At 48.6% G+C, this 23,101-nt stretch carries 16 protein-coding genes and 1 pseudogene; 9 read left to right on the forward strand and 8 right to left on the reverse strand.

Annotated features, from left to right (window positions below; genetic code table 11):
* Positions 1-11: 11 nt before the first annotated feature.
* The gene (locus ACR6Z4_RS01945) at positions 12-860 is read left to right on the forward strand and encodes a DUF547 domain-containing protein (protein WP_479715524.1); all 849 of its coding nucleotides are present in this window, start codon (positions 12-14) and stop codon (positions 858-860) included.
* 113 nt (positions 861-973) lie between these two features.
* On the opposite strand, the gene ACR6Z4_RS01950 is transcribed toward ACR6Z4_RS01945, so the two are convergent.
* Complete coding sequence (locus ACR6Z4_RS01950) at positions 974-1,342, reverse strand: DUF2442 domain-containing protein (protein WP_479715525.1); 369 nt, start codon at positions 1,340-1,342, stop codon at positions 974-976.
* A 124-nt stretch (positions 1,343-1,466) separates the two neighbouring features.
* Complete coding sequence (glgA, locus tag ACR6Z4_RS01955; protein WP_479715526.1) at positions 1,467-2,945, reverse strand: glycogen synthase GlgA; 1,479 nt, start codon at positions 2,943-2,945, stop codon at positions 1,467-1,469.
* 1,590 nt (positions 2,946-4,535) lie between these two features.
* Between glgA and ACR6Z4_RS01960 the strand changes: the two genes are divergently transcribed.
* Positions 4,536-6,758 (forward strand): cistern family PEP-CTERM protein, encoded by a 2,223-nt coding sequence (locus ACR6Z4_RS01960; protein ID WP_479715527.1) that lies wholly within the window; start codon positions 4,536-4,538, stop codon positions 6,756-6,758.
* Positions 6,759-7,016: 258 nt separating this feature from the next.
* Here the strand turns inward: ACR6Z4_RS01960 and ACR6Z4_RS01965 are convergent, their stop codons facing one another.
* Positions 7,017-7,937, reverse strand: a complete 921-nt coding sequence (locus ACR6Z4_RS01965; RefSeq protein ID WP_479715528.1) for an AraC family transcriptional regulator — start codon at positions 7,935-7,937, stop codon at positions 7,017-7,019.
* A gap of 457 nt (positions 7,938-8,394) precedes the next feature.
* Between ACR6Z4_RS01965 and ACR6Z4_RS01970 the strand changes: the two genes are divergently transcribed.
* From ACR6Z4_RS01970 to ACR6Z4_RS01985, 4 genes and pseudogenes are all read left to right on the forward strand, one after another.
* Positions 8,395-10,935, forward strand: coding sequence for a two-partner secretion domain-containing protein (locus tag ACR6Z4_RS01970; RefSeq protein ID WP_479715529.1), 2,541 nt, complete (start codon positions 8,395-8,397; stop codon positions 10,933-10,935).
* A gap of 366 nt (positions 10,936-11,301) precedes the next feature.
* Complete coding sequence (locus ACR6Z4_RS01975) at positions 11,302-11,769, forward strand: cupin domain-containing protein (RefSeq protein ID WP_479715530.1); 468 nt, start codon at positions 11,302-11,304, stop codon at positions 11,767-11,769.
* Between the two features lie 100 nt (positions 11,770-11,869).
* Positions 11,870-12,398, forward strand: a pseudogene (locus tag ACR6Z4_RS01980) (IS1 family transposase); the annotation flags it as partial.
* 258 nt (positions 12,399-12,656) lie between these two features.
* Positions 12,657-13,268, forward strand: a complete 612-nt coding sequence (locus tag ACR6Z4_RS01985; protein WP_479715531.1) for an alpha/beta hydrolase — start codon at positions 12,657-12,659, stop codon at positions 13,266-13,268.
* Between the two features lie 56 nt (positions 13,269-13,324).
* Here the strand turns inward: ACR6Z4_RS01985 and ACR6Z4_RS01990 are convergent, their stop codons facing one another.
* On the reverse strand, positions 13,325-14,248 hold the full coding sequence (locus ACR6Z4_RS01990; protein WP_479715532.1) for a lysophospholipid acyltransferase family protein: 924 nt from the start codon (positions 14,246-14,248) through the stop codon (positions 13,325-13,327).
* 292 nt (positions 14,249-14,540) lie between these two features.
* Between ACR6Z4_RS01990 and ACR6Z4_RS01995 the strand changes: the two genes are divergently transcribed.
* Both ACR6Z4_RS01995 and ACR6Z4_RS02000 read left to right on the forward strand, forming a co-directional pair.
* Positions 14,541-15,101, forward strand: a complete 561-nt coding sequence (locus ACR6Z4_RS01995) for a peroxiredoxin (protein ID WP_479715533.1) — start codon at positions 14,541-14,543, stop codon at positions 15,099-15,101.
* 141 nt (positions 15,102-15,242) lie between these two features.
* Positions 15,243-17,180, forward strand: coding sequence for a leucine-rich repeat domain-containing protein (locus ACR6Z4_RS02000; RefSeq protein ID WP_479715534.1), 1,938 nt, complete (start codon positions 15,243-15,245; stop codon positions 17,178-17,180).
* 301 nt (positions 17,181-17,481) lie between these two features.
* On the opposite strand, the gene ACR6Z4_RS02005 is transcribed toward ACR6Z4_RS02000, so the two are convergent.
* Genes ACR6Z4_RS02005 through ACR6Z4_RS02020 form a run of 4 tightly spaced genes read right to left on the reverse strand, consistent with a single transcriptional unit; the run spans position 17,482 to position 22,076 of the window.
* Positions 17,482-17,991 (reverse strand): DUF1269 domain-containing protein, encoded by a 510-nt coding sequence (locus tag ACR6Z4_RS02005; RefSeq protein WP_479715535.1) that lies wholly within the window; start codon positions 17,989-17,991, stop codon positions 17,482-17,484.
* A 48-nt stretch (positions 17,992-18,039) separates the two neighbouring features.
* On the reverse strand, positions 18,040-19,095 hold the full coding sequence (gene glsA, locus ACR6Z4_RS02010) for a glutaminase A (protein WP_479715536.1): 1,056 nt from the start codon (positions 19,093-19,095) through the stop codon (positions 18,040-18,042).
* An 11-nt stretch (positions 19,096-19,106) separates the two neighbouring features.
* Positions 19,107-20,918: a signal peptide peptidase SppA gene (gene sppA / locus ACR6Z4_RS02015; protein ID WP_479715537.1), complete on the reverse strand. Its 1,812-nt coding sequence runs from the start codon at positions 20,916-20,918 to the stop codon at positions 19,107-19,109.
* A gap of 9 nt (positions 20,919-20,927) precedes the next feature.
* Complete coding sequence (locus ACR6Z4_RS02020; RefSeq protein ID WP_479715538.1) at positions 20,928-22,076, reverse strand: pyridoxal-phosphate-dependent aminotransferase family protein; 1,149 nt, start codon at positions 22,074-22,076, stop codon at positions 20,928-20,930.
* A 475-nt stretch (positions 22,077-22,551) separates the two neighbouring features.
* Here ACR6Z4_RS02020 and ACR6Z4_RS02025 point away from each other — a divergent pair, with 475 nt between their 5' ends.
* A complete protein-coding gene (locus ACR6Z4_RS02025; RefSeq protein ID WP_479715539.1) occupies positions 22,552-22,977 on the forward strand; it encodes a hypothetical protein in 426 nt (141 codons plus the stop codon).
* The last annotated feature ends 124 nt before the right edge of the window (positions 22,978-23,101 follow it).

A 23,101-nucleotide genomic window follows, 5' to 3' on the forward strand; every position in this document is an offset into this window, starting at 1 on the left:
CAAAATTAGCGATGAAAACCTTGCCTGCCATTAGCCTTTGTCTTTCGACGATCCTTGCCTTGAGTGGATGTTCGAGCCTGCAAACCAGTGCAGGTTCAATTGTATCCTCTTCCCCAACCTCCAATCAGCCTGTGGTAGCAGCCCCCTTTAGTGATGCTGCCTATGCTCGCATCTTAGACCGCTATGTCAATCCAAACGGTTTGGTTGACTATCAAGGATTGCAAGCCGATGCCGAATCACTCAAAGCCTTTAATGTGAGTTTAGGAACTGTCGCCCCAGAAACCTATGCAAGTTGGAGTGATGCAGAAAAAATCGCCTTTTTGATTAACGCCTATAACGCCTTCACGTTGGAATCGATCATTGACCAAAATCCGCTCAAAAACAGTATTCGAGATATTCCCGGAGTCTGGAAAATTCGGCGTTTTAACATCGCTGGTCAATCAAAAACTTTAGATGACATTGAACACCAAATATTACGACCACAGTTTAGCGAACCTCGTATTCATGCGGCGTTAAATTGCACGGCAATTAGTTGTCCGCCCTTACGCACTGAACCGTACACGGCTGAGCAATTGGATCAGCAATTAGAGGATCAGGTCAAACGGTGGTTATCCACACCGCAGGGATTGCAAATTGATCGATCGCAAAACCGGGTAGCCATCTCCGCTATCTTCGATTGGTTTGGCGACGATTGGATTCCGCAATATGGTGTCGAGACTGAATTTACAGGTAACGAAAAGCAACGAGCCACGCTTAATTTTATTAGTCAATACGTCAGTCCAAGCGATCGCGAATACTTGCGTCAGGGCAACTATCAACTGAGTTATCTGGAGTATGATTGGACGCTGAATCGACAGTAATCATTAGACGTTAGCAAAATGAAGCTGATGAGTTGCAGATGAGACAATTCTCCAGAAGAAAGGCTACACCAACGCGCGAAAACATCGAACAGTTAACCATCGGTTACAGAGGGTCAAGATGCTTGCTGTTGTAACCACTGTTGTTGCAAATCTGCCATCCACCGTTTGCTGCCAAAAACGCCTGCTAACAAACCCGCCACGCTGAAATCGGCATCCAGCTTTTGCCAATGCAACCCATCACCCATGGGAGTCACTTCGACCTGGGCTAAGGCGTCTGGCTCTGCCCCAGCCAGTCCTTGGGCGATCGCAGGTGGAAAACTAAAAATCGCTCCACTTTGCAATCGAACGATCACCAGCCCCAAGGCTGCATCATAAGTCGCAGAAATGGCTCTGGGTTCGGTGGGATTGGCTTGGTTGGCTGCTAATTGTGCACGCTCAAACTGCTGTTGGAAAGCTAAATTGTCTAAGCCAGATTCAACCATAAAATTCTTCCCATTTTGCTAAGAGTTCTGCTTGGTGCTCCGTTACAGGCAACTGTTTAATTGGCTTGAAGAATAATGGTGGCTGCAAAGATTTCCGGCATCTTCAAGATGCCGGAAATCTGATTTATTTTACTCGAATCATCTCATATAGTTCCACATAGTCTTCACCGGGATGATTCCAGGAATTATCGTAATTCATCCCTTGAATCACCAACCGTTCAAACTCTTCCGGATAGTATTTCCATAATCCGATCGCCCGATCCATGGCCGATTCTAAAGCCGGTTGATCGGTTTGATAAAACACATAGCCATTGCGTTCTTCCGGCTCATGGTCAGTATCATAATCTCGATCAAACACTGTATTGACCAAGCCACCAACGCCGCGAACAATGGGAACTGTGCCATACTTCAACCCAATCATTTGCGTCAAACCGCAAGGTTCATAGTTGCTGGGCACCACAATCATGTCTGCGCCAGCATAAATCAGGTGCGATAACTCTTCATTAAAGCCCAGTTCTAAATGGATATCAGGGTTATCGTTCAAGAAATTCTTTTCATGCCAGAACCAGGAATTGATGCTGCTTTCCGTTGCCGAACCCAACAAGACAAATTGAGCGCCCCGATCGAGAGCATAGTACATGGCATGGTGAACTAGATGAACGCCTTTTTGATCATCCAGACGACCGATATAACAAATTAATGGTTTTTCTGGGTCATCTTTGAGTAACAGGCGATCGCGCAATGCCCGTTTATTTTTTGCTTTATCTTGCAGTGTTTCTGGCGTGTATTTGAAAGGAATATAGCGATCGATGGCTGGATTCCATATGTCGTAATCAATGCCATTCAGAATGCCTTTGAATTTATTCTGATGCAAATGCAACGTATGCCCCAAACCATAGCCAAACGTACCATGGTGGGCTTCCCAGGCATGGTGGGGAGAAACGGTCGTCACATAGTTTGAGAAGACAATTCCACCCTTCATCATGTTAAGGGCAAAGGGATTGAAGTTGTCGCGCATCCGAGCGTAATCAAAATAATATGCTTCTTGATTCAGACCCGTTGCCCACAGGACTTCAGCCCCTGCAAAGCCCTGATGCTTAAAGTTATGAATCGTATAAAGTACCCGCTGATTGCTCATGCCATGATATTTATAAATCTCAAATAGCATGACTGGAATTAAGCCCGTTTGCCAATCGTGACAGTGGATGATGTCAGGACGTTTGTTGCTGATGTGCAAAAATTCCAGGGCAGCTTTGCTAAAGAAAGCAAATCGCATCTGGTCATCTGAGGCACCGTAATAGCAACCCCGATTAAAAAAGTTGTCGCTTGAATGGGGTTGAATAAAGAAGCACAGACGACCATGAACCCAACCACAATAAACAGAACAGTGAATCGCACCGCCATACCAGGGCACCCAGAGGTCTTTGTAAGCGTCATGCAAGCCCCAAATGTGGTCGTACCGCATACAGTCGTACATCGGCAGAATAATTTCGACGCAATGTCCCCGAATCTCTAACTCTCTGCTGAGTCCGTAGACGACATCACCTAATCCACCAGCTTTGATGACCGGGGCACATTCGGAAGCGATCTGAACAATGTACATGTTGACTTCTTCAAACAAAAATAGTTTTTACAAGTTTCAGATGAACAAAGAGCTGAGTAAACATCCGGATTTTATTGAATTTGTGATCCGAAGGGAGGTGTGGGGCGTAGCCCCCGTGACTCTTTTATTCGGCTCAACGTTCAACAGCATGGGTGTTATGACTAAGTTAAATTACTTATCTAGGGGAATTATCACGCTTGAGATACAGTTTGTAAAGAGATGTAATTCTTTGTTGAAAAAAAGCAAATGTGTTACTCAATGCGCAATCTGGTGTCCTGTTAGCGGATACGACGGTCAACCGTTTCATCCTGGTAGACTCAATCAAAAATTTTGCCCTGGAGTGTAGGGATAAAACCCCTGAGTGGAGAGCGGTGTCCCACACCCATATTGCAAAATTTAATATCTGCAACATCGTAGACAGTAGACTCTCTTGGGATTGTGGATTTAATAAAACCCAATTTTTTTTGAGAGAGCGACGGCGGAGCCGTCGCTCTCTCAAAAAGAATGACAGGTTATTTAATTTGTGATCCTTAAAAAGTTTGTGCGGTAGAAAAGGCAACACGTGCAGTGTTACTGAGTGTTGATTCAGTGCGGTGTTGTGGGGCGCTCCGCGCCCTACAACACCGTTTTTGCCCTTAACGAACTTGCACACGGCTATATATAAGCAATGCCAATCTTTCTTACTGAGCAGGCTGGTATTAGAGGTGCCTTCTTTACCATGCCTTTATCGATCATGTCGGCTGAGGAACACTCTCATTTCCCTGGCGTCTTGACTCTCGCTTAGATCGTCAAGGATTGGAAAATTTGTGAGGTACTCTGCACTGCATAAATGCCCCAACCACATTGGTTTGGCACACTTTGTGTGTAATTCCTAAGAAAATCAAAGTTTTGTAAGTGATACCCATATTGGATGAAGCAGGGCGATCGCTCCTGTTGATCCAAACGACTATTAATCACGGTGCAAGTAAACCATTTTCCCAGGGGAGATAAAGCCCCTCTATCATTTCCGCTGATGCGATGCAGGGATACTTATCTCAGCTATAGTGCTCGGCGCTCAGAACCAGGACGGTGATGTATTGAAAACGGGTATTGCTGACTATTGGGATGAATTTGAACGTGAAACCAGAGGGTTCCCATTCAAATTTATCCCCCAATCAGTAACGTCCTAAAACGATGTGCTGTATCGTTTCAACCTATCACCTGTCTTAACGGGATGGCGATCAAGCCAGGGTTGCTAAAACCTGCTAGATCTGCCTTTCGCCTGGTTTCAAATAGTCTGGGTTCAAATAACCTGGGTGTAAGTAATCTGGGTTCAATCGGTATCACTACAAACATCAAAAATTTTAAAGAATTCACGATGCCTCAGCCGACGTCGTCCCGAATAGGGATTGGAATGGGGGTGCAGAGGGCACGGCTCTCATATCCCCTCACGTCTACAACCTAATTGGGACAAGCAGTCCTAACGCTCGTGAATTTAATAAAACCTAACTCGGTTTGAGAGAGGGGCGGCGCTGCCGCGCTCTCAAAAAGAATTACAGGTTAATCAATCTGTGATCCTAAGTATTCACCACCTGACCTGATAGGAGAAACATGAATAGAACACTGATGATGACTGGCAAGATGGGTTTGGCGATCGCCGGACTGGTTGCATTAACGACCCTTCCTACCCCAGCTCATGCCCTCGATTTTTCATCTCAAGCTGGAGAAACAGCCAGTGATTCGAGTGGACAGCCCCGCTATCAAGTTGAAATTACAGCCAATGATATCGGCAAACGCTTTCCCGTAAGCTGGCAGTTACCCGCCAGCGGAGAGATGACGAATCTGGCGGCGACTGCCGAGTTTAAGGTGGTTTCTTTATCCAGCGATCGCCTCGTTCTGGATATTACGCTGACCAACGACACAACCGCTGCGGCTCGGGCAGCGATCACAAGTTTTGGCTTTGGGATCACACCAAACGTGTCAGATACGAACTTAGCGGCGATCGAAAACAATACGGCGACCTTTGGTGCGATCGCCATTAACGATCGCCAACAACGTTTCTCAGGTCGCTTTGACGATGTCGATGTTTGTATCTTTGCCGCGACGACCTGCGATGGGGGTTCCGCACAAGAAGGGCTGCAACCCGGAGGGAACCTGGATGCCGTTCGAGTTGAGCTGGCTGGTGATTTTGGTAGTACACCACGCGTCACCCTGACCTCCTTCCCCGTCAAGTTTCAAACCACTGCGGGAAGTGTTGAACTGGCAGGAACCTTTGCCAACGTCGATGTGGCGCAGATGTCTGAGGATGAAACCGATGACGAGACGGCAGCAGAACTGCCCGATAGCGTTGCGACAGAAGTTCGTCGCCAGGTTGCCAGAGAGGCAAATGTCGAGGTATCGGATGTGCGAATTGTAGAAACACGGCGAGAAACCTGGACCGATGGGTGTCTGGGGTTAGGCACTCTGGAGATGTCTTGTAGTGCGGCAATGGTGCCGGGTTGGCTAGTGGTCGCGGCTAGCGACGAACAGGAATGGGTCTACCGTACTGATGAGACGGGTTCTGTGGTGGTCTTGGACACCACTGCAACATCAACCCGCACGGCGCAAATTCGGACTGAAACCCGTACAGAACAGCGTGTCAGCCGCACAACCACGACCCAACAGGGAAGCGTGAGCGTGGTTCAGGGGTCTGGAGAAAGCGAGCAACAATCCACCACAGGTAGCTCGGTTGAGGTGCAACAGCGGACGCAGCAAGCACAGGTGAATGTCCAGCAAACCAGCTTTTCTCAGACGGTTCAGACGGCAGTATTTCAGGCGATCGCCCAACGGACTCAAGTTAGTGTTTCCAGCCTGCGAGTCGTCGAAGCCCGCCGCCAAATCTGGTCAGATGGCTGTCTGGGCTTGAATAGTGGTAGAAGCTGCACCCAGGCGCAGGTTCCCGGATGGTTGACGGTGGTCTCCAATGGGCAACAGTATTGGGTATACCGCACGAATGAATCAGGCTCAGTCGTCGAATTTGACGAAGTCGCCACCACACTTCGTATGGCACAGGTGCGGGCTCACAGTAGTGGCACCCGCGTTACCTTCGTCGATGTTGCTTCTAACTACTGGGCGCGAGATTACATTGCCGAGCTGGCTGCTCTGGATATCATCGCAGGGTATCCCGATGGGAGATACCGTCCCGAACAACCCGTGACCCGAGCCGAATTTGCTGCCATCATTCGACGAGCGTTCGAGGTGACAGAAGTCCGCAATGCCGTTAGCTTCTCTGATGTAGAGCAACGCTACTGGGCGTACACTGCCATCCAGGAAAGCTACAAGATGGGCTTCTTGAATGTCGTTAGCGGCAATCAATTCAATCCTCTGGCACGCCTGTCTCGTCGAGATACATTGCTGGCATTAGCACGAGGGCTACGGTTTACCACCACCAGTTCGGTGGCATCGGTTCTCTCGGTTTACCAAGATGCCCGTCTCAGTTCTACAGAAGAACAAATGCTGCTAGCGGCATTGACCGAACAGGGGATTATTGTTAACTATCCGGATGTCCGTTTGCTGAATCTCGACAGAGTTTCGACCCGAGCTGAAGTCGCGGTTTTGGTCTATCAAACATTAGCCAGTTTGGGCAGAGTGCAAACCATTACCTCGTCGTATGTCGTTCCCGGCAATACGGTGGTGATTGGCGAACCCAATCCTAATAACTCAGACGATGATGATCGACGCAACTGCAATCAGGGCATTGGCAACGGTGCTGAAGGCTGTGATCCGGGCAACTCCAGCCCTCGCGGTGGCAGCAACGATGAAGGTGGACGCACACCCGGCGGCAATAATCGCTAATACGATGCGGGTCTAACCGATCCAGAATCTTGGGTTTGCGCCCTGTGGGCACCCAGAACCTTCTGAGAGCGCGACGGCTATGCCGTCGCGCTCAAAACCAGTAGACTCCATTAAAAGTTTTACACCAGGGTGCGGGGGTAAAACCTCATCCGAGGACACAGTCCCCCTGCCTCTATCCCAACCAACCCTGCGGTTGCTACACAGCGCTGTGCAGGTTGATTCATACCGATTTAATGTGAAGCTGTTTAATTGGTTGAGTCAGTTAATTCGTGAGCGATCAATATCTTTCTTGGGTGGCGCACCAAACATGCGGGAATATTCACGATTGAACTGAGAAGGACTTACATAACCAACCTGATAGGCTGCATAGGTTGCATCCACATTCTCAGCCAGCATCAAGCGACGGGCTTCCAATAACCTTAATTGCTTTTGATATTGCAACGGACTCATTGAGGTCACTGCCTTAAAGTGCCGGTGAAATGATGCAGAAGACATACTCGCTTGCTTTGCCAAATGATCAATGCGCAATGACGTTGTAAACTCAGCTTTAATTTGTTTAATCACCTCTGCAATGCGTTGCATATAACTGCCAGAGGTCGCAATCTGCCGGACTGCTTCATTCTGGTCACCCATCAAAAGACGGTAATAGATTTCGCGAATGATCATGGGTGCCAGAAATGGAATATCTTCAGGTGTGTCGAGCAGCCGTGTGAGGCGGGTGGCACAATCAATCAATGGGGCATTTGCATCGCTCACAAATAAGCCTCTCACTGAACTTTCTTTTTGATCTGGCTTGCGTTGAATTTGATCGATAATATGCCAGAGCTGAGCCGCATCTAGACTGAGCTTAAAGCATAGATATGGCTTGTCTGGCGTTGCTTCTACAATCAATCCGCTGAGCGGCAAATCTACCGTGACCACAATATATTGAGCAGCACCATAGTGGTAGGTTTCCTGACCCAACAAGGTTTCTTTTTTACCCTGAAGAATAATACAAAGCGTTGGTTCATACACAGCACAGAGTGCTGTAGGAGCCACAGATTCCCGCATCAATTCCAATTGAGCGATCGCCGTTGAATGAATCCCGTTTCCTCTGCTATTTGTGTAACGGGCTACTAGTGTTGCCAGGTCTTGACACGCATGAATGGTGGTTTCGCGCTTTAGAGATTCATCTGCCATATCGGGTTCTCGTCAACGCTTAGCGGTAGATTGTGGGACAGCCCTCCCATCGTTTTGCTGCGCTCATTATAGGGGATTCTCTTAAAGAGCATCCTCCTGATTGAGAAAATTAGGCAATAATCTGTGAGGTTTATGTACTTAGGATCGTGGATCTAATAAACCCGGACGTTTATGTTTGGAAGCGCGGCGGAGCCGCGCTTCCAAACATAAACGTCCGGGTTTTAATTACAGCCATTTTCAATTGATTAAGCCACAGATTTTTTGTTGTGTGCCGCGCGGAGCGCGGCACACAACAAAAAAATCTAAACATATTCAAGCGCGAAGCGCTGTAATTTGTGATCCTTAGACCCTTTTTTCTAGCACCTATACTGAACTAATGCCACAAGGACAATGCAAGGCTGAGGCGATAAAGAAGGGCGATTGATGTTGCTCACCCTGTAATGCTGAGGATAGTGACATGAGTCGATGGTGTCGAAAAATATGGTTTGTAACGGTCAGTCTCACGAATGTGTTGCTTTGGACTCAATCGATCGCCGCTCAAGTTATACCGGATGCGACCTTACCGACAGGAGAGCGATCGCAAGTCACAGGCGATCGCAATGTTCAAATTGACGGTGGAGCCAGGCGGGGTAGCAATCTCTTCCATAGCTTCAGTCAATTTTCTGTGCCAACGGGTGGATCTGCCTTCTTTAACAATGCTGCTGGTGTCCGAAATATTTTCAGTCGCGTGACGAGCGGGTCAGTCTCCCACATTAATGGGGTCATTCGGGCAAACGGCAGAGCCAATTTGTTTTTGCTGAATCCTAATGGCATTTTGTTTGGTGCCAATGCCCGACTCAATATTGGGGGTTCCTTTATTGCCAGTACTGCTGACAGCATCAACTTTGCCGATCAATTTCAATACAGTGCCACAAATCCGCCATCATCACCGCTGTTGACGGTAAGTGTTCCGGTTGGCTTACAGATGGGACTCAATTCCAGACGGATTGCAGTGCAAGGAAATGGCTACGATTTATCGGTTGCAGTGCCTATTTTTTCCCCAATTGTCAGAGGTAGTGGTACGGCAGGCTTACAGGTACCCGTAGGTCAAACCCTTGCCTTAATTGGAGGGAATATAGCCATCGATGGTGGCACGCTGACAGCAGAGCAAGGGCGAATTGAATTAGGTAGCGTTCGCAGTGGGCAAGTGAGCCTTGGCGATAACTTTGCCCTGAGCTATCCAGGAGTACAAACCTTTGGCAATATCCGTTTGTCACAGCAAGCATTAGCCGATGCAAGCGGGGGCGGTTCAATTCAAATGCAGGGAAATCAAGTCTTGCTGGCAGATGGCTCAATTGTGTTAATTCAAAACCAGGGAACTCGCGCAGGGGGGAGCATTCGAGTAACTGCGGTCCAACAGCTGGATCTAAACGGGAGTAGCCCAGATGGTGGAATTTATGGCGGCTTAATCGGTCAAACTGCGGGAGTTGGACGTGGAGCAGATATTGTAGTTTCAACTCAGCAGTTAGCTATACAAGGTGGGGCAGGAATTGTGACTCGCTCCTATAGCTCTGGTGATGCTGGCAACATCACTGTAAATGCTTCTACCTTTATCCAAATAATTGGGGTTTCGTCTATAAATCCTAGTCTTGCCAGTGTTATCGGGAGTGGTTTGTTTAACACTGGAACTGGAGGAGCGATTACAGTATCAACAGGGCGGTTAAGTGTGTTAGAGGGAGGAACTTTAGCAACTGTCGCTTTTGGGACAGGTAAGGGTGGCGAATTAATAGTGAATGCAACTGAAGCAGTAGAAATAATAGGTGTGTCCCCTATTTTCTCCCGGAGTACTGTCGCCTCAAACGCTCTCAATGCTGGAGATGCTGGAGCAGTCACCATCAACACGGCGAGACTGACTATTCAGGACGGAGCCTCCGTCAATTCTTCCACTTTAGCAACAGGTAATGCTGGCAGTGTCACCATCAATGCCAGTAATTTTGTCGAGATTAGTGGTGTAGTGCTTGGCAATGCTCTTGCCAGTCGTGTGGGTTCGTCTGCGGCTATTGCGGTTGAATCCTTACGACAAGTTTTTAGACTACCTGACAGACCCAGTGGAAATGCTGGTAGCGTAACCATTAACACCCCTCATTTGAACATCAGCAATGGTGCAAACATTGGTGTCAACAATGATGGAACTGGAAATGCTGGTACATTGCAGATAAATGCTAACTCGATTGTGGTCGAGCGTAGCGGTTCAATTACTGCGGCTACTGAATCTGGGGAAGGGGGCAATCTTGACCTGAATGTGCGCGACGTTCTGCTGCTGCGAAACAATAGTCAAATCACGACTTCAGCAGGTGGTACAGGCAATGGTGGGAACATTCGGATTCATGCTGGGGCGATCGCTGCCGTTCCTACTGAAAATAATGACATCCGCGCCAACTCTGCCAACGCTCGTGGCGGCAACATCTCGATTAACGCCACCAATATCTTTGGCATTCAGCCTCGCTCTCAAAACACGCCTTTGAGCGACATCACCGCCACAGGTGCAACGTCTGCCTTGAGTGGGGCGATCGATGTCACGACAGCGGCGGCTGATCCAACATTAGGGTTACTGGCATTGCCGACAGACATAGGGGATGCATCCCAGCTAATCGCTCAAGGATGTTCTGCCAACCAGGGCAACTTATTTGTTGTTACAGGTCGAGGGGGGTTGCCTCCCACACCAGAGCAGCAACTCGATGATGATGCAAGGTGGAACGATCGACGCCGCTTAACTGTACCTCAAGAAACAAGAACTAGACGAGATGAAAACAATCAGCAATTAGAGAGTCGGGCATCAGAGAGTCGGGCACCAGAGAGTCGAGTATCAGAGCACAGAACACCTATCCCCGTCATTGAAGCCAGCCAATGGCATACCACTCCTACTGGAGAAATCCTCTTGGTTGCCAATATCCCTAACCCCATATCACCAATGCCACCACATCAGGCGATCGCTTGCAATGATATAGCAATTGAGTAGAGGGTTAAGACAGTGGGTGTGGAGCCAGGGGTTCCACCTCTGCACCCTGTTCAACCAGCCTCTCGGCTGCTATGTCAGCATAACCACTTCAGGATGAATCACAGTCAGGATAAATCAGAGATGGTTCACAGGTTGAACCTAAGTTCACGATGAAGTAGTACTTCAGGTTAACTAGCGTATTGATCAATATGCTGCTTAAATAATAGACCTTAAATGGACTACAAACTTGATTTAATTCCCTAAATTAAGGTCATGCAAAGAGGTTGCAGCACTGAAGTGTAAATTGTAACCAGAATAGGCAGCAAGCTCACCAGCCTGGCAGACCTTTCATCTATACTCCACTCAATTAAAAACCGCTATAAAACAATGAGTACTCAATTCAGTCAACGTAAAGCTGCAATTGTCGGACAAAGCGAGAACCTCGATTGGTTCGAAACCATGCTCGGCGAGCAGATGGCTATCCGTGTACACAGCAAAGATGTCAACGGGGCTTTCACAATTATCGAAGCACGCGTTCCACCATTCATCGGACCACCACTTCACTATCACACAGATCGGGAAGAGATTTTTGAAGTCCTTGAAGGTCGCTTTCGGTTTCACTGCGCGGGCGAAGAGTTTGAGGTTGCACCCGGAACATCCGTGGTTGTGCCTCGCAACAGCGTGCATGGATGGGTAAATCTTGGTCCCGGAACCGCTCGGTTGCTCTTCACCTTCATACCGGGTGGAATCGATGAATTCTTTCCCCAAATCGGTCAAACACCACCCGAAGGTTGGACAGATCTGGGGCAGCAGTACGACACGTCAATTGTTGGAGCGCCCCTCTCCATCAAGTAAAGGGGCGTAGACGACGGATTGAGGCTCACTTAGCTGCGCTGTGTCCCCTGATTCTGGGGCGTTGCATAATAGAGGATGATATAGCATCCAGGAAAGCCTCATGAACTGTCCTCATTGTGCCGGCGACAAAATTGTCAAGAATGGGCATCGCAACGGCAAGCAGAGCTACCTCTGCCGAGACTGCCATCGCCAGTTCCGAGACAGTCCTCAACAAGGCTACAGTCAAGAGGTTAAAGCCCTGTGCGTTACCATGTCCCTCAACGGCATGGGCTTTCGAGCGATCGAACGAGTGACGGGCATCAACCACAACAGTGTAATCAATTGGGTGCGCCAAGCGGCAGCTGCTATCCCTGACGAAAATTACGAAATTCCTGAAACAGCTCAACTAGATGAGTTGGAAACCTTTGTCGGTCAAAAAAAACAAAATTTGGCTGTGGACAGCGGTGAATACGAAACATCCAGGCATTCTCCGGTTCGTGGTGGGAGATCACTCTCTGGAGACCTTTAAGCCGTTATGGCAAATCGTCATGGGTTGGGCTTGTTTTCTGTACATCACGGACGGCTATAAGGTCTATCCTTGCGTGATTGAGGATGGAGACCATTTAGTGAGTAAAACAGCGATGAATAAGCGGTTTGCGGTTCAGTCGAGTATCTGTGAAATACCCCCTGATTTTCTTTGCCCGAACGACGGAGTATGATGGAGACATCATCACTTTTCTTGGATGAATACTTTTCTTTGGTCGTATTTCAAATACGTTGGCAGTTTTTGAAACCCTGACTACGTGAGGATTTCAAAAAAACAACAGATCTAGAACCTCATCCCTTCTTACTCCTGCGATCGCCCATAGCGCACCAGATGCGATCGCTCCTAGACATAGCCTGAAGCCATGCAAGTTTTATTAATTCACGGTCTGGCTCGTACGTCTCTCTCTCTGCTCACATTGGAGTGGCGATTGCAAGCCGCAGGACATAACACAGAGCATTTTGGCTATTTTGCCTTTGCCGAAAGTTTTGACCAGATTGCCGATCGCCTCTGGCAACGGTTAGATCAACTGGCACAGCAGGGAGACTATGCTGTGGTTGCTCATTCGTTGGGCGGTGTGTTAACACGGGCAGCACTCAGCCTGAAAACTGTGGCAGAGCCTCAGCACATTATTATGCTGGGCACCCCCAATCAGCCGCCCCGACTGGCATCCTATGCGTGGCATGTGCCGCCATTTCGTTGGTTTACAGGGCAATGTGGCTGGAATTTAACCTGCGCAGAGTTTTATCGCACTCTACCTGGATTTCAGTCTCCTTATACCATTATTGCCGGAACGGGCGGATTTACAGGGGCATTCAGTCCGTTTGGGGATGACCTGAATGATGGCATTGTGGCACTCAATGAAACACGCCTATCACCCCACGATCGCATTGTCGAATTACCCGTCTGGCATACCTTCATGATGAATTATCCAGAGGTACAACAGTGGGTACTGCGATCGCTACAGCCTTTATAAATCAGGGTTGATGTTTGTGTGGAAAAGCATGTAGCCCATGCTTTTTCACACAGACTCTATTCTTTAACCCGCATTTCTTGGACTAATTCATCCAATGATTGCTGCATGATTTGACATACTTTTTGGTAGCATTCATCAACATAGTCTTGATCTCGAATTGCCGCAGATCCATAGCGGTCAAACGTGATCATCGGACAGACACGAGTATGCATTTGAATCGGGAAAGGAATATTGGGCAATGGTCCGATCGCCAATCCCCAAGGCAATCCCAGATAGATCGGAAAGGTACTCGGGTCAATCCCCAACAACCAGGGCAAACCCTGCTCATGAAGCTGCTTGACCTGGGGATAGAGATCTGCCAGAACAATCAGGGTGTCATGGGCACCATAGGAAATGACGGGAACAATTGGGGCTTCCTGCTTTAATGCCAGCTTGATAAATCCCTTTTGCTCAAAGAAACAAATTTTGTTGCGCAATGCATGGGGTCGAAATACATCCCGCGCCCCCCCTGGATAGATCAACACAGCCACATCTCGACGCAACGCCGCGATCGCCATTCGAGATTGCGCCCGCACCGCCCCTACTTGCGTCGCTAAACGGGCTAACCCCGGAAATGCTTGCCAAATTCTAGGGTCCATCAAGCCATAGGCAACGCGATCGCAACCAAAGTGACGAAACCAGTCATAGGTCATCATCATCGTATCGGGAGCTGCCAATCCGCCATTATGAGAGCCGACCAGCAACACTTTGCCATCGCTGGGGATATGCTCCCAGCCATCGGTTTTTACCCGAAAATAGTAGCGATAAAACCAATCAAAAAAGGGCAATAGTTGCTCAATAACGTCGGGATTGCGATCGTCTAACGACCAACCCGTGAGCGTGTCGGCAGGCGCAGAATTGGCTTTAAGGAATTGCTCGGTAACAACTTTAGATGCCTGAGCTAAATGGTTGAGGGTTTGCAAGGGTTGAATAATACTCATCTTGATCAAGGATACGCTGGGTAGTGGTATTCATGGAATGATTTTTTGTTGCGCAGGCGTCGCTGATTTGAGTTACGCAATTTGATATGGCGATCCTATTTGATTTGTGAACCTGATCAGTTGTGAAAGCGCCCGCCCGAAGGGCGGGCGCTTTCACAACTGATTTAGGATTGCTATAGGAGTCGTTCATGAGTGATAAACACAAGCAATACAGCCCTCAATTCAACGCCAAAATCGTTCTGGAAGTAGTTCATCTGTTAGTATCAAGTGAATTGACTGCTTAGGAAATTGCATGGAAAAGCTGACAACATTACCTAAAGATTTGCCTATTCCAACAGATGATGGTGCTTGCGACCACTTGACAGGGAAGTTTTTACCGTCAATCGCTTTATCTTCAACTCAAGGCGGATATGTAGATTTGTCAGCGATCGCAGGTTATAGTGTTGTCTATTGCTACCCGATGACCAAGCAACCCGATGTTCCTGTACCGGATGGATGGGATGCTATCCCTGGTGCCAGAGGATGTACCCCACAATCGTGCGCGTTCCGAGATCAATATCAAGAACTCAATGATTTGGGAGCGCAAGTCTTTGGACTTAGCACCCAAAAGACTGAATATCAGATAGAAGCTAAGCACCGACTGCATTTGCCATTTGATCTGTTAAGTGATTGTGATTTGCATTTTGCTAATACCTTGAATTTGCCGACCTTTGAAATAGAGGGTAAGCACCTGATTAAACGAGTTACATTGATCGTAGAAAGTGGGAAGATCATCAAGGTCTTTTATCCAATTTTCCCACCTGACAGAAATGCCAACGATGTTCTTGAGTGGCTGAAAGAACACGCCATATAGAGCAGTCGAGGGGTTGATTAATTAAAACCCGGACGTTTTTTTGGAAGCGCGGCTCCGCCGCGCTTCCAAAAAAATCTTCGGTTGTATTCAATCCATGATCCTTAGTCATTGCTTCTTTTCAATAAAGGATTGCGATCGCCCATGATAAAGTCTGTTGCTCTGAGTCTGTTGCTAGGGGGCATGATGGTGCTGGGTAGACAACCCGCCCCAGCCAATGCAGAAGAGAATTACACAACATTTCTAGAGTGGTGTGAGCATCAGTCAGAGATCAGCCCAGAGGCACGCCACACAGTGCAGGCGGTCATGCAGTGGGTCGAGGTCGAAACTTGTCAGGAGGCTCAAGCCGACCTGTTATCGCACACGTCCCTGGAAATCAGCTATGCCGATGTGCACGATCTGAGACCCATTGCGACCTTAACCCACCTGAACATGTTGACCCTGACGGGCAATGCCATTGATGACCTCAGTCCCCTTGCCCATCTGCAACAGTTAGTCACCCTCAGCATTGGAGAGAATGCTATTTCGGATCTGTCTCCGCTGCAAGGCATGACCCACCTGAAATCCCTCAGACTGAGCGGAAACCAGATTCAGGATCTAACGCCGTTGGCTACTTTGACAGGGCTAGAAAGCCTGTTTCTGAGCGAAAACCAGATTCAAACTCTGCAACCTCTAACCGGCTTAACCCAGCTAACCGGGCTCACGATTGATCACAACGCGATCGCCGATTTAACCCCATTAAGGGGCATGACACAGCTTTATACGCTACATGCCGAGGGCAATCAGATTCAAGATTTAACCCCACTGGCTCAACTACCCATATTGGCAGAGCTATCCCTGCGGAACAATCAGATCCAAGATTTGTCGCCCTTGCAAGCCCTTCCACTCACCTATGTGCTGCTGGATGGCAACCAGATTACAGACTTAAGCCCCCTCACAGCGATCGCCAGTTTGTCGTCTATTTCAGCCGATGATAATGCGATCGCCACCTTACCCGACCTATCCGGCTTACCCCAGTTGATCACCTTAAGCCTCCAAGCCAATAGCATTGAAGATCTAACGCCCCTGAAAACCCGACCCGGACTGCGATTTCTCAAGTTAGATGCCAACGCCATTCAAGATATTGCCCCCCTTGCTTTCTTGCCAGAGCTGCATACGCTTTCCCTCAACAACCTGGTGCAGATCGGCTATGGCAATGGCACCGAAACGCGTTCATTTCAAGGCAATAATGCCGTCATAGATCTCAGCCCGCTGCAACAAATCCCCTACTTGGCAGAGCTATCGGTGCAGGGTAATGGCGTGAGTGACCTCACCCCCTTAGCTCAGATGAACACCTTGCAACTCCTCGATCTCTCCCAGAATGAGATAACGGATATTCAGCCGCTCTCCTCTCTCTCAAGCCTGAACACGCTAAACCTGGCAGGTAATCCGATCGACGAATTCAGCCCCCTGGCTGATCTCACCCAACTGTTTAGCCTCGACCTCAGTTTCACCCACTTTTCTGACATCCGTCAGTTGCCAACCTCTGCTCGATTGTACATGTTGAAACTCCGAGGCAATGGCATCACAGATTTAGCCCCCCTCACCCAGTTTCCTGAGTTGGAGGTGCTTGATCTAAACGCGAATCAGATTACCGATCTGACCCCCCTGACGACTCTCCTCAACCTGAATGATTTAGACCTGGGCAGTAACCAAATCCGTGATATTCAGCCGCTGGTCGCTTTAACCAATCTGCAAGCCCTCAGTCTCTTTGACAACCAACTAGAGGACATCAGTCCCCTTGAGACACTGCAAACCCTCAATGAGCTATCTCTGGCATTCAATCAAATCCAGGATCTTCGTCCCCTGAACGGGTTGACCCAGCTCTATCATCTCTCTCTGGTTAAAAATAATGTGCGCGATGCCAGCCCTTTAGCCACATTGGTGAATTTGCAGTCTCTATATCTGGACGAAAACCAGATTACAGACATTCAGGCACTCAGTACCCTCACCCGCCTATTTGAGCTGACGGTAAGAGAAAATCCGGTAGCAGCGACTGACCCGGTGTGTCCCCTCGCCCCCGCCACCATTTGCCAGTTTTGACGCCAGATATAGCAGTCTAGGGGACAAGGGTTGTGTGAGAACCTGCGCGGAGCGCGGGTTCTCACACAACCTGCTGATTTAACCGTCTCGATGGTTGCTATATCAGGAGTGTTAACATCGTCGATTTGCATTTAGCCTTAATAGACGACTGTGATCTGATACGTACAGCCATTTTCAATTGATTAAGCCACAGATTTCTTGTTGTGTGCCGCGCTCTGCGCGGCACACAACAAAAAATCTAAACATATTCAAGCGCGAAGCGCTGTAAACGAATTGTTAGGTATAGCAATTGAGTAGATGGTTAGGACAGTGAGGGGGTGGGGGCTGCGCCCCCAGCCAGGGGTTCCACCCCTGGCCTCACCAGCCCTTCGGTTGCCATGTTTCCTCGTCGGAGTTGTGCTTCATCCGAAAGAGATGTACGCAACACGTCTCCACCAATGTTTGAGAGGGTTGCTAATAAGGCTTCTACTTCAGGCGATCGCACCAAAACAAACAACGCTGAAGAGTTGGGTTGAAGTGATGCTTCAACATCGGTTAAGAAGTGAGGATCGAAGATTCCCTGGTCAATTTCTAATTGGCGATGAAACACCACTGCACTAATAATTCCGCCCCATAGTTCATTCCCTAATTCAGGAACAGGTTCGGTTAAGTCGTGGTAAGCCTTTACTCTAATATTACCTTCACTATTTTTGATGACGACAACAGCATCATTCAACATCAGTAGATGCTGTTGCTCTAGCTTCAACAGTTCTAACAGAGCATGTTCAGCTTGAAATTTGTCGTCAAAACCTACTACAACTAATTCACTCATTACGGTGTTGCCATTGGGGAATCGTACATTCTGCGTGAATGCAGCCTATCATTTCCCTATCTCACCTTTGGTAAAATCTAGGTTAAGGTTGTTGCCAGTGCCAGAGACTTGTGTGAGAAAATTGCGGCATCCTCTAGAAGCATCAAACAGATGCAAGCCAAAGGTTTGAGAAAGATCTTCGCAGACTCTGACACCGCGAACGCTATTACCTCGTTCATCTAATGGGGGTGAAAATACAGCAATGCCAATTTGGTCGGGCACAACGGCGATAATGCCACCACAGACGCCACTTTTGGCGGGTAAACCTACCCGATAGGTCCATTCGCCTGCGAAATTGTACATTCCGCAGGTATACATGACGCTAAGCATATCGCGCACATAACAGGCTTGCACGGCTCGTTCGCCAGTGATCGGATTGATGCCCAAATTTGCCAGGGTAGCTGCCATGATTGCCAGATCGCGACAGTTGACCATGATGGAGCATTGCTGGAAGTAGAGATCTAATGCTTCTTCAACTTCGCCTTGAATCATGCCGAAATGACGCATCAAGTATGCCATTGCCCGATTGCGATCGCCGGTCGTGCGTTCGGATAGAAACGTTGGCATGTCGATAAAAATATCGTGCCCAATGTAACCTTGAAACATTGCCAGCAATCGTTTCAATCGGTCGGTGGGACCGTTGCCTTTGATCAAGCTGGTCGTGGCGATCGCTCCGGCATTGACCATCGGGTTATAGGGACGTTTGGAATGCTCATCTAAAACAATGGAATTAAAAGCATCGCCTGTGGGTTCTACCCCAACCCGTTTGAGGAATGCTTCTCGTCCGTGATCTTCCAGAGCTAAACCCTGGACAAATACTTTAGAAATAGATTGGATGGTAAATAATTGCTCAAAATCACCCACTTCATACACCTGTCCATCTACCGTCACAATACAGATCCCCAACAAGTTGGGATCCATATTGGCTAACTCTGGAATGTAGCTGGCAACTTTTCCAGTTTGAATCGGATGATAGCGATCGTAAAGCTCTTGCAAACAGGCTTGAACCAGGGAACCGACCGTTTGAGACGATCCGGTTTTGGGCAGAGTCGAGTCTTGATTCATGGGGGGGTGCCTTAGTCAATCCGAGGATTGAAAGGAAGCCGAGTATAGATGCCTAGCGGATCATTTAGGGATTTGAGAACGGTTAGATCGTCGCGCAATCGTTGTAATTCTATCGTCACCGGATCGCGGGGAGACATGCTGTAACTAGCCTGACTGCTAAATAGGTTTTCTAGCACTTGCTCTTCTAAGCTACGGCTTTCAGGATATTCATCTAGCTGCCAATCATCCCCCAATTTGGCTTGCTCGGCAGCTGCTTGAATGGCATCGTCTAACCCACCCAGCTCATCTACCAATCCTAGTTTTTGAGCTTCGACACCCGACCAAACGCGCCCCTGAGCAATTTCATTCACTCGTTCTTTAGAGAGCGATCGCGACTCAGATACATTGGTAATAAATTGGTCATAAATGCGATCGACTACCCGTTGCACAATCGCCAGTTCCTGAGGTGTTTTAGGGCGAGTGATGGTGTTGGCATCGGCAAGCTGTCCAGTTTTGACCACATCCCAGGTAATGCCATTATCATTGGCAATTTTCTGGACATTGGGCAATAAACCAAACACCCCAATCGATCCGGTAATGGTCGTAGGCAGGGCAAAAATCGTATCTGCATGGGTCGAAATTTCATACCCACCGGATGCAGCATAGCTGCCCATCGACACGATTACGGGCTTTTCTTGGCTGGTAAGTAGCACTTCTCGAGCAATCCGGTCAGACGCCGTAGCACTCCCTCCCGGACTGTTGACCCGAATTACGACGGCTTTAACGTTTTCATCAAACCGCAGGTCTCGCAGTAAATCGGCAAAGCGATCGCCACCGACCTGCCCGCTATCGCCTTCACCGCTGACAATTTCACCTTCGGCATAGACCAGCGCAATCCGGTTTTTCTGACCCAAATTCGCCTGATTCTCGGCAACCACATCGGCATAAACGGGCAGGCTAATTTGCCGAAACGATTGTTCGTCTTGCTTTTGATCGGTGAGATTTTGCAACTCTGGCAAAATTTCATCAAAATAGGCAACTTTATCAATCAACCCTGCCGCTTTGGCTTCATCGGGTAACAACAACCCCTGGGTATCGGCGATCGCCTGAAGCTTTTGCGGCGTCAAGTCCCGATTTTCAGAGGTGGTGGTCAAGAAATCATTCCACAAATCTGCCAGCAGCTTTTGGGTTTGGGCTTCTTCTTCGGGGCTGCGGTCAGTGCGGGTAAACGGCTCAATCGCAGACTTATAGCGCCCCACGCGGATCGCTTGTATCCCCACCCCATACTTTTCTAAGGCACCGGCAAAAAAGATGCTTTCCGATCGATAGCCGTTGAGTTCGACCAATCCCGTGGGGTTGAGAACTACTGTATTGGCGACCGACGTGAGATAGTAATCTTGCTCTGAAATCCCCAATGCGTAAGCAAAAATGGGCTTGCCTGACTCACGGAACGTTTCTAAGGCTTGATGAATTTCAGAAAGGGCGGCGAACCCGCTGGCACTACTGGGGTTGACACTGCCATAGAGATATAACCCCACAATGCGATCGTCTTCAGCCGCCGCTTCAATGGCACTGACAATATAGCGGAGGGTGATGGGCTGTCCGGCATCGTTGCCCGAAATGGCATCGCCAATCACATCTCCGGGCGCGACCGAGGGTGGAGAATCGGTAATATCAACCGATAAATCAAACGTCAAAATTGATTTATTCTCCACCCGTGGTTCCGTTTCCTTAGAAGCATTAGCCAGCGTAATGATCAATAAAATCAGTCCGCCAAAGCTAACGGTGCAAAAGAGTACTATTCCAAGGAAACTGGCAAAGGTGTACTTAAAAAAGTCGCGCATTGAGGTTGGTTATCCAGCAAGAATCTGAGCGGCTGCGGTGATCCCGGCACCGGGAGTAACGCTATCGTAGCCTAATTGCTGGAACGCTGCCTCTAGTGCTGCGATCGCACTGAGGATATCGCGATCGCAGACAAAGCCCAAATGCCCGATCCGGAAGATCTGTCCTTTCAGGTGATCTTGACCGCCCGCCAGAGCAATGTCAAATTGCTTCTTCATAATCGACCGTACCTCCTCGGAATCTACGCCGATTGGGGCAACAGCGGTAATGGCAGGGCTAGCGGCATGATCCGGCGAAAACAGGGGCATCCCCATCGCTTTCATGGCAGCACGGGTAGCGTTCATGTGGCGCTGATGACGGGCAAAAATGTTTTCCAGCCCTTCTGCCTGCATCATCCGCAAGGCAGCTTGTAGGGCAAAAAAGAGGTTGATCGGCGGGGTGAATGGCGTTGTGTTTTTCGCCGCATCTTTGCGATATTTACCCAAATCGAGGTAAAAGCGGGGAAGTTTTGCTGTTTTATAAGCGTCCCAGGCTTTTTCACTGACCGAAACAAAGGCTAAACCGGGTGGGATCATGTATCCCTTCTGCGACCCCGATGCCACCACATCCAACCCCCACTCATCCACAGGCACATTGGCGGCACCCAGGCTGGTGACAGCATCGACGATGATCAGGGCACCATGCGCTTTGACATAGCGGTTGATCGTTTCCAAATCATTCATCACACCCGTTGAGGTTTCGCTGTGGGTGATGACGACGGCTTTGATCTCTTTGTTGGTGTCTGCATCCAGGATGCTGCGGAACTCTTCGGGATCAAGGGCTTTGCCCCATTCGGCGGTGACTTGCTGCACGTTTAAGCCATAGGTGGTAGCCACTTTTGCCCAGCGATCGCCAAACTTACCGTTATTTCCGACCAGGACGCGATCGCCTGGGCTTAGAAAGTTGATAATTCCGGCTTCCATAGCACCCGTTCCACTGGCAGCCAAAATCAAAATATCGTTTTTAGTCTGGTGAACCCACTTGAGTCCATCGGTCACGTCCGCCATGATTTTGCTAAATTCACCACTGCGGTGCCCCATGGGGTGTTTTGCCATCGCAAGCAAGACTTGCTCAGGGATGGGGGTGGGACCAGGGATCATGAGCATTAATTTATTTTCCATTACCTCTCCTGCCTTTGGCGATCGCTCCTGAAATTTTGCGTAAGATCCAGAATGACATACTTAAGCAAGTTCAGAGATTAGGAATTGGGGCGAAAGGATTATAAAAGTTTTAAGTTTTTCCTGATCCCGACTCTGATATGGGGATAGAGAAACGCAATCCCAAAACTATTCTTTAGATTGAGATTAAAGCCCTTCCTGCGGCAGAGTAGCTTCGACGAGCCAGCGGGTTAGTTTAGGGATGTCAGAACGCGAATCTGCATTGATTAAATTCAATCGATTACTTCTATACCATCAACTTTTTTCTAAAGTTACGGCGTTGATTGTCATCCAACTTCAATGTCACCAGATTACCAGGACGGCATCTCAACACTTCTCGATCTTTTATTTAGAGAAACGTGTTTCAAGCACTCTAATTCAAATCAGGGTGCAGCGTTATCAAGTCAATTATTAGCTGTTGGATTTCGGAGATAAACCCATGCAAAATTATCGTGATCGTGAAGTTTCTGAACTTGAAGTTCAACGTCAGCTCGAACGTGACCGAGAAATCGCCCGCAATACATCCACAACAACCAGTGCGTTGTTGATGGTAGTCTTCTTAGCCGCCGTTGCGGGTCTGGTTGCTGCTTTCTTCTTTATTTCTCAGCGTAGTGAAACCGAGACTCCGGTACTACAACCCGATATTAATGTGCAACCCCCCAGTGTGCAACCGCCCGACATCAATGTGCAACCCCCCAGTGTGCAGCCACCCAACGTCAATATTCAAATTCCTGAGGTTCAACCCCCTGAGGTGACAATACCGGAGACAAACTCCAACGCTAATCCGGCTCCTCAGACGCAAGATTCTCAGCAACCAGCGGCTACTCCTGCGCCTGATGCGACTAACAATCAGCCCCCGCAGTAGTCTTGACAGCACTTTTCAAGGGCACAACGCGGAAGCAGCGTTAGCAATACTGAGCAGACCTCCGAGGTTTTTAGAAACCTCGGAGGTCTTGCCTATGAAGTAGGAGCGATCGCTTACAATGAAA

This window comes from Calyptranema fuscum S582 (assembly GCF_055793305.1).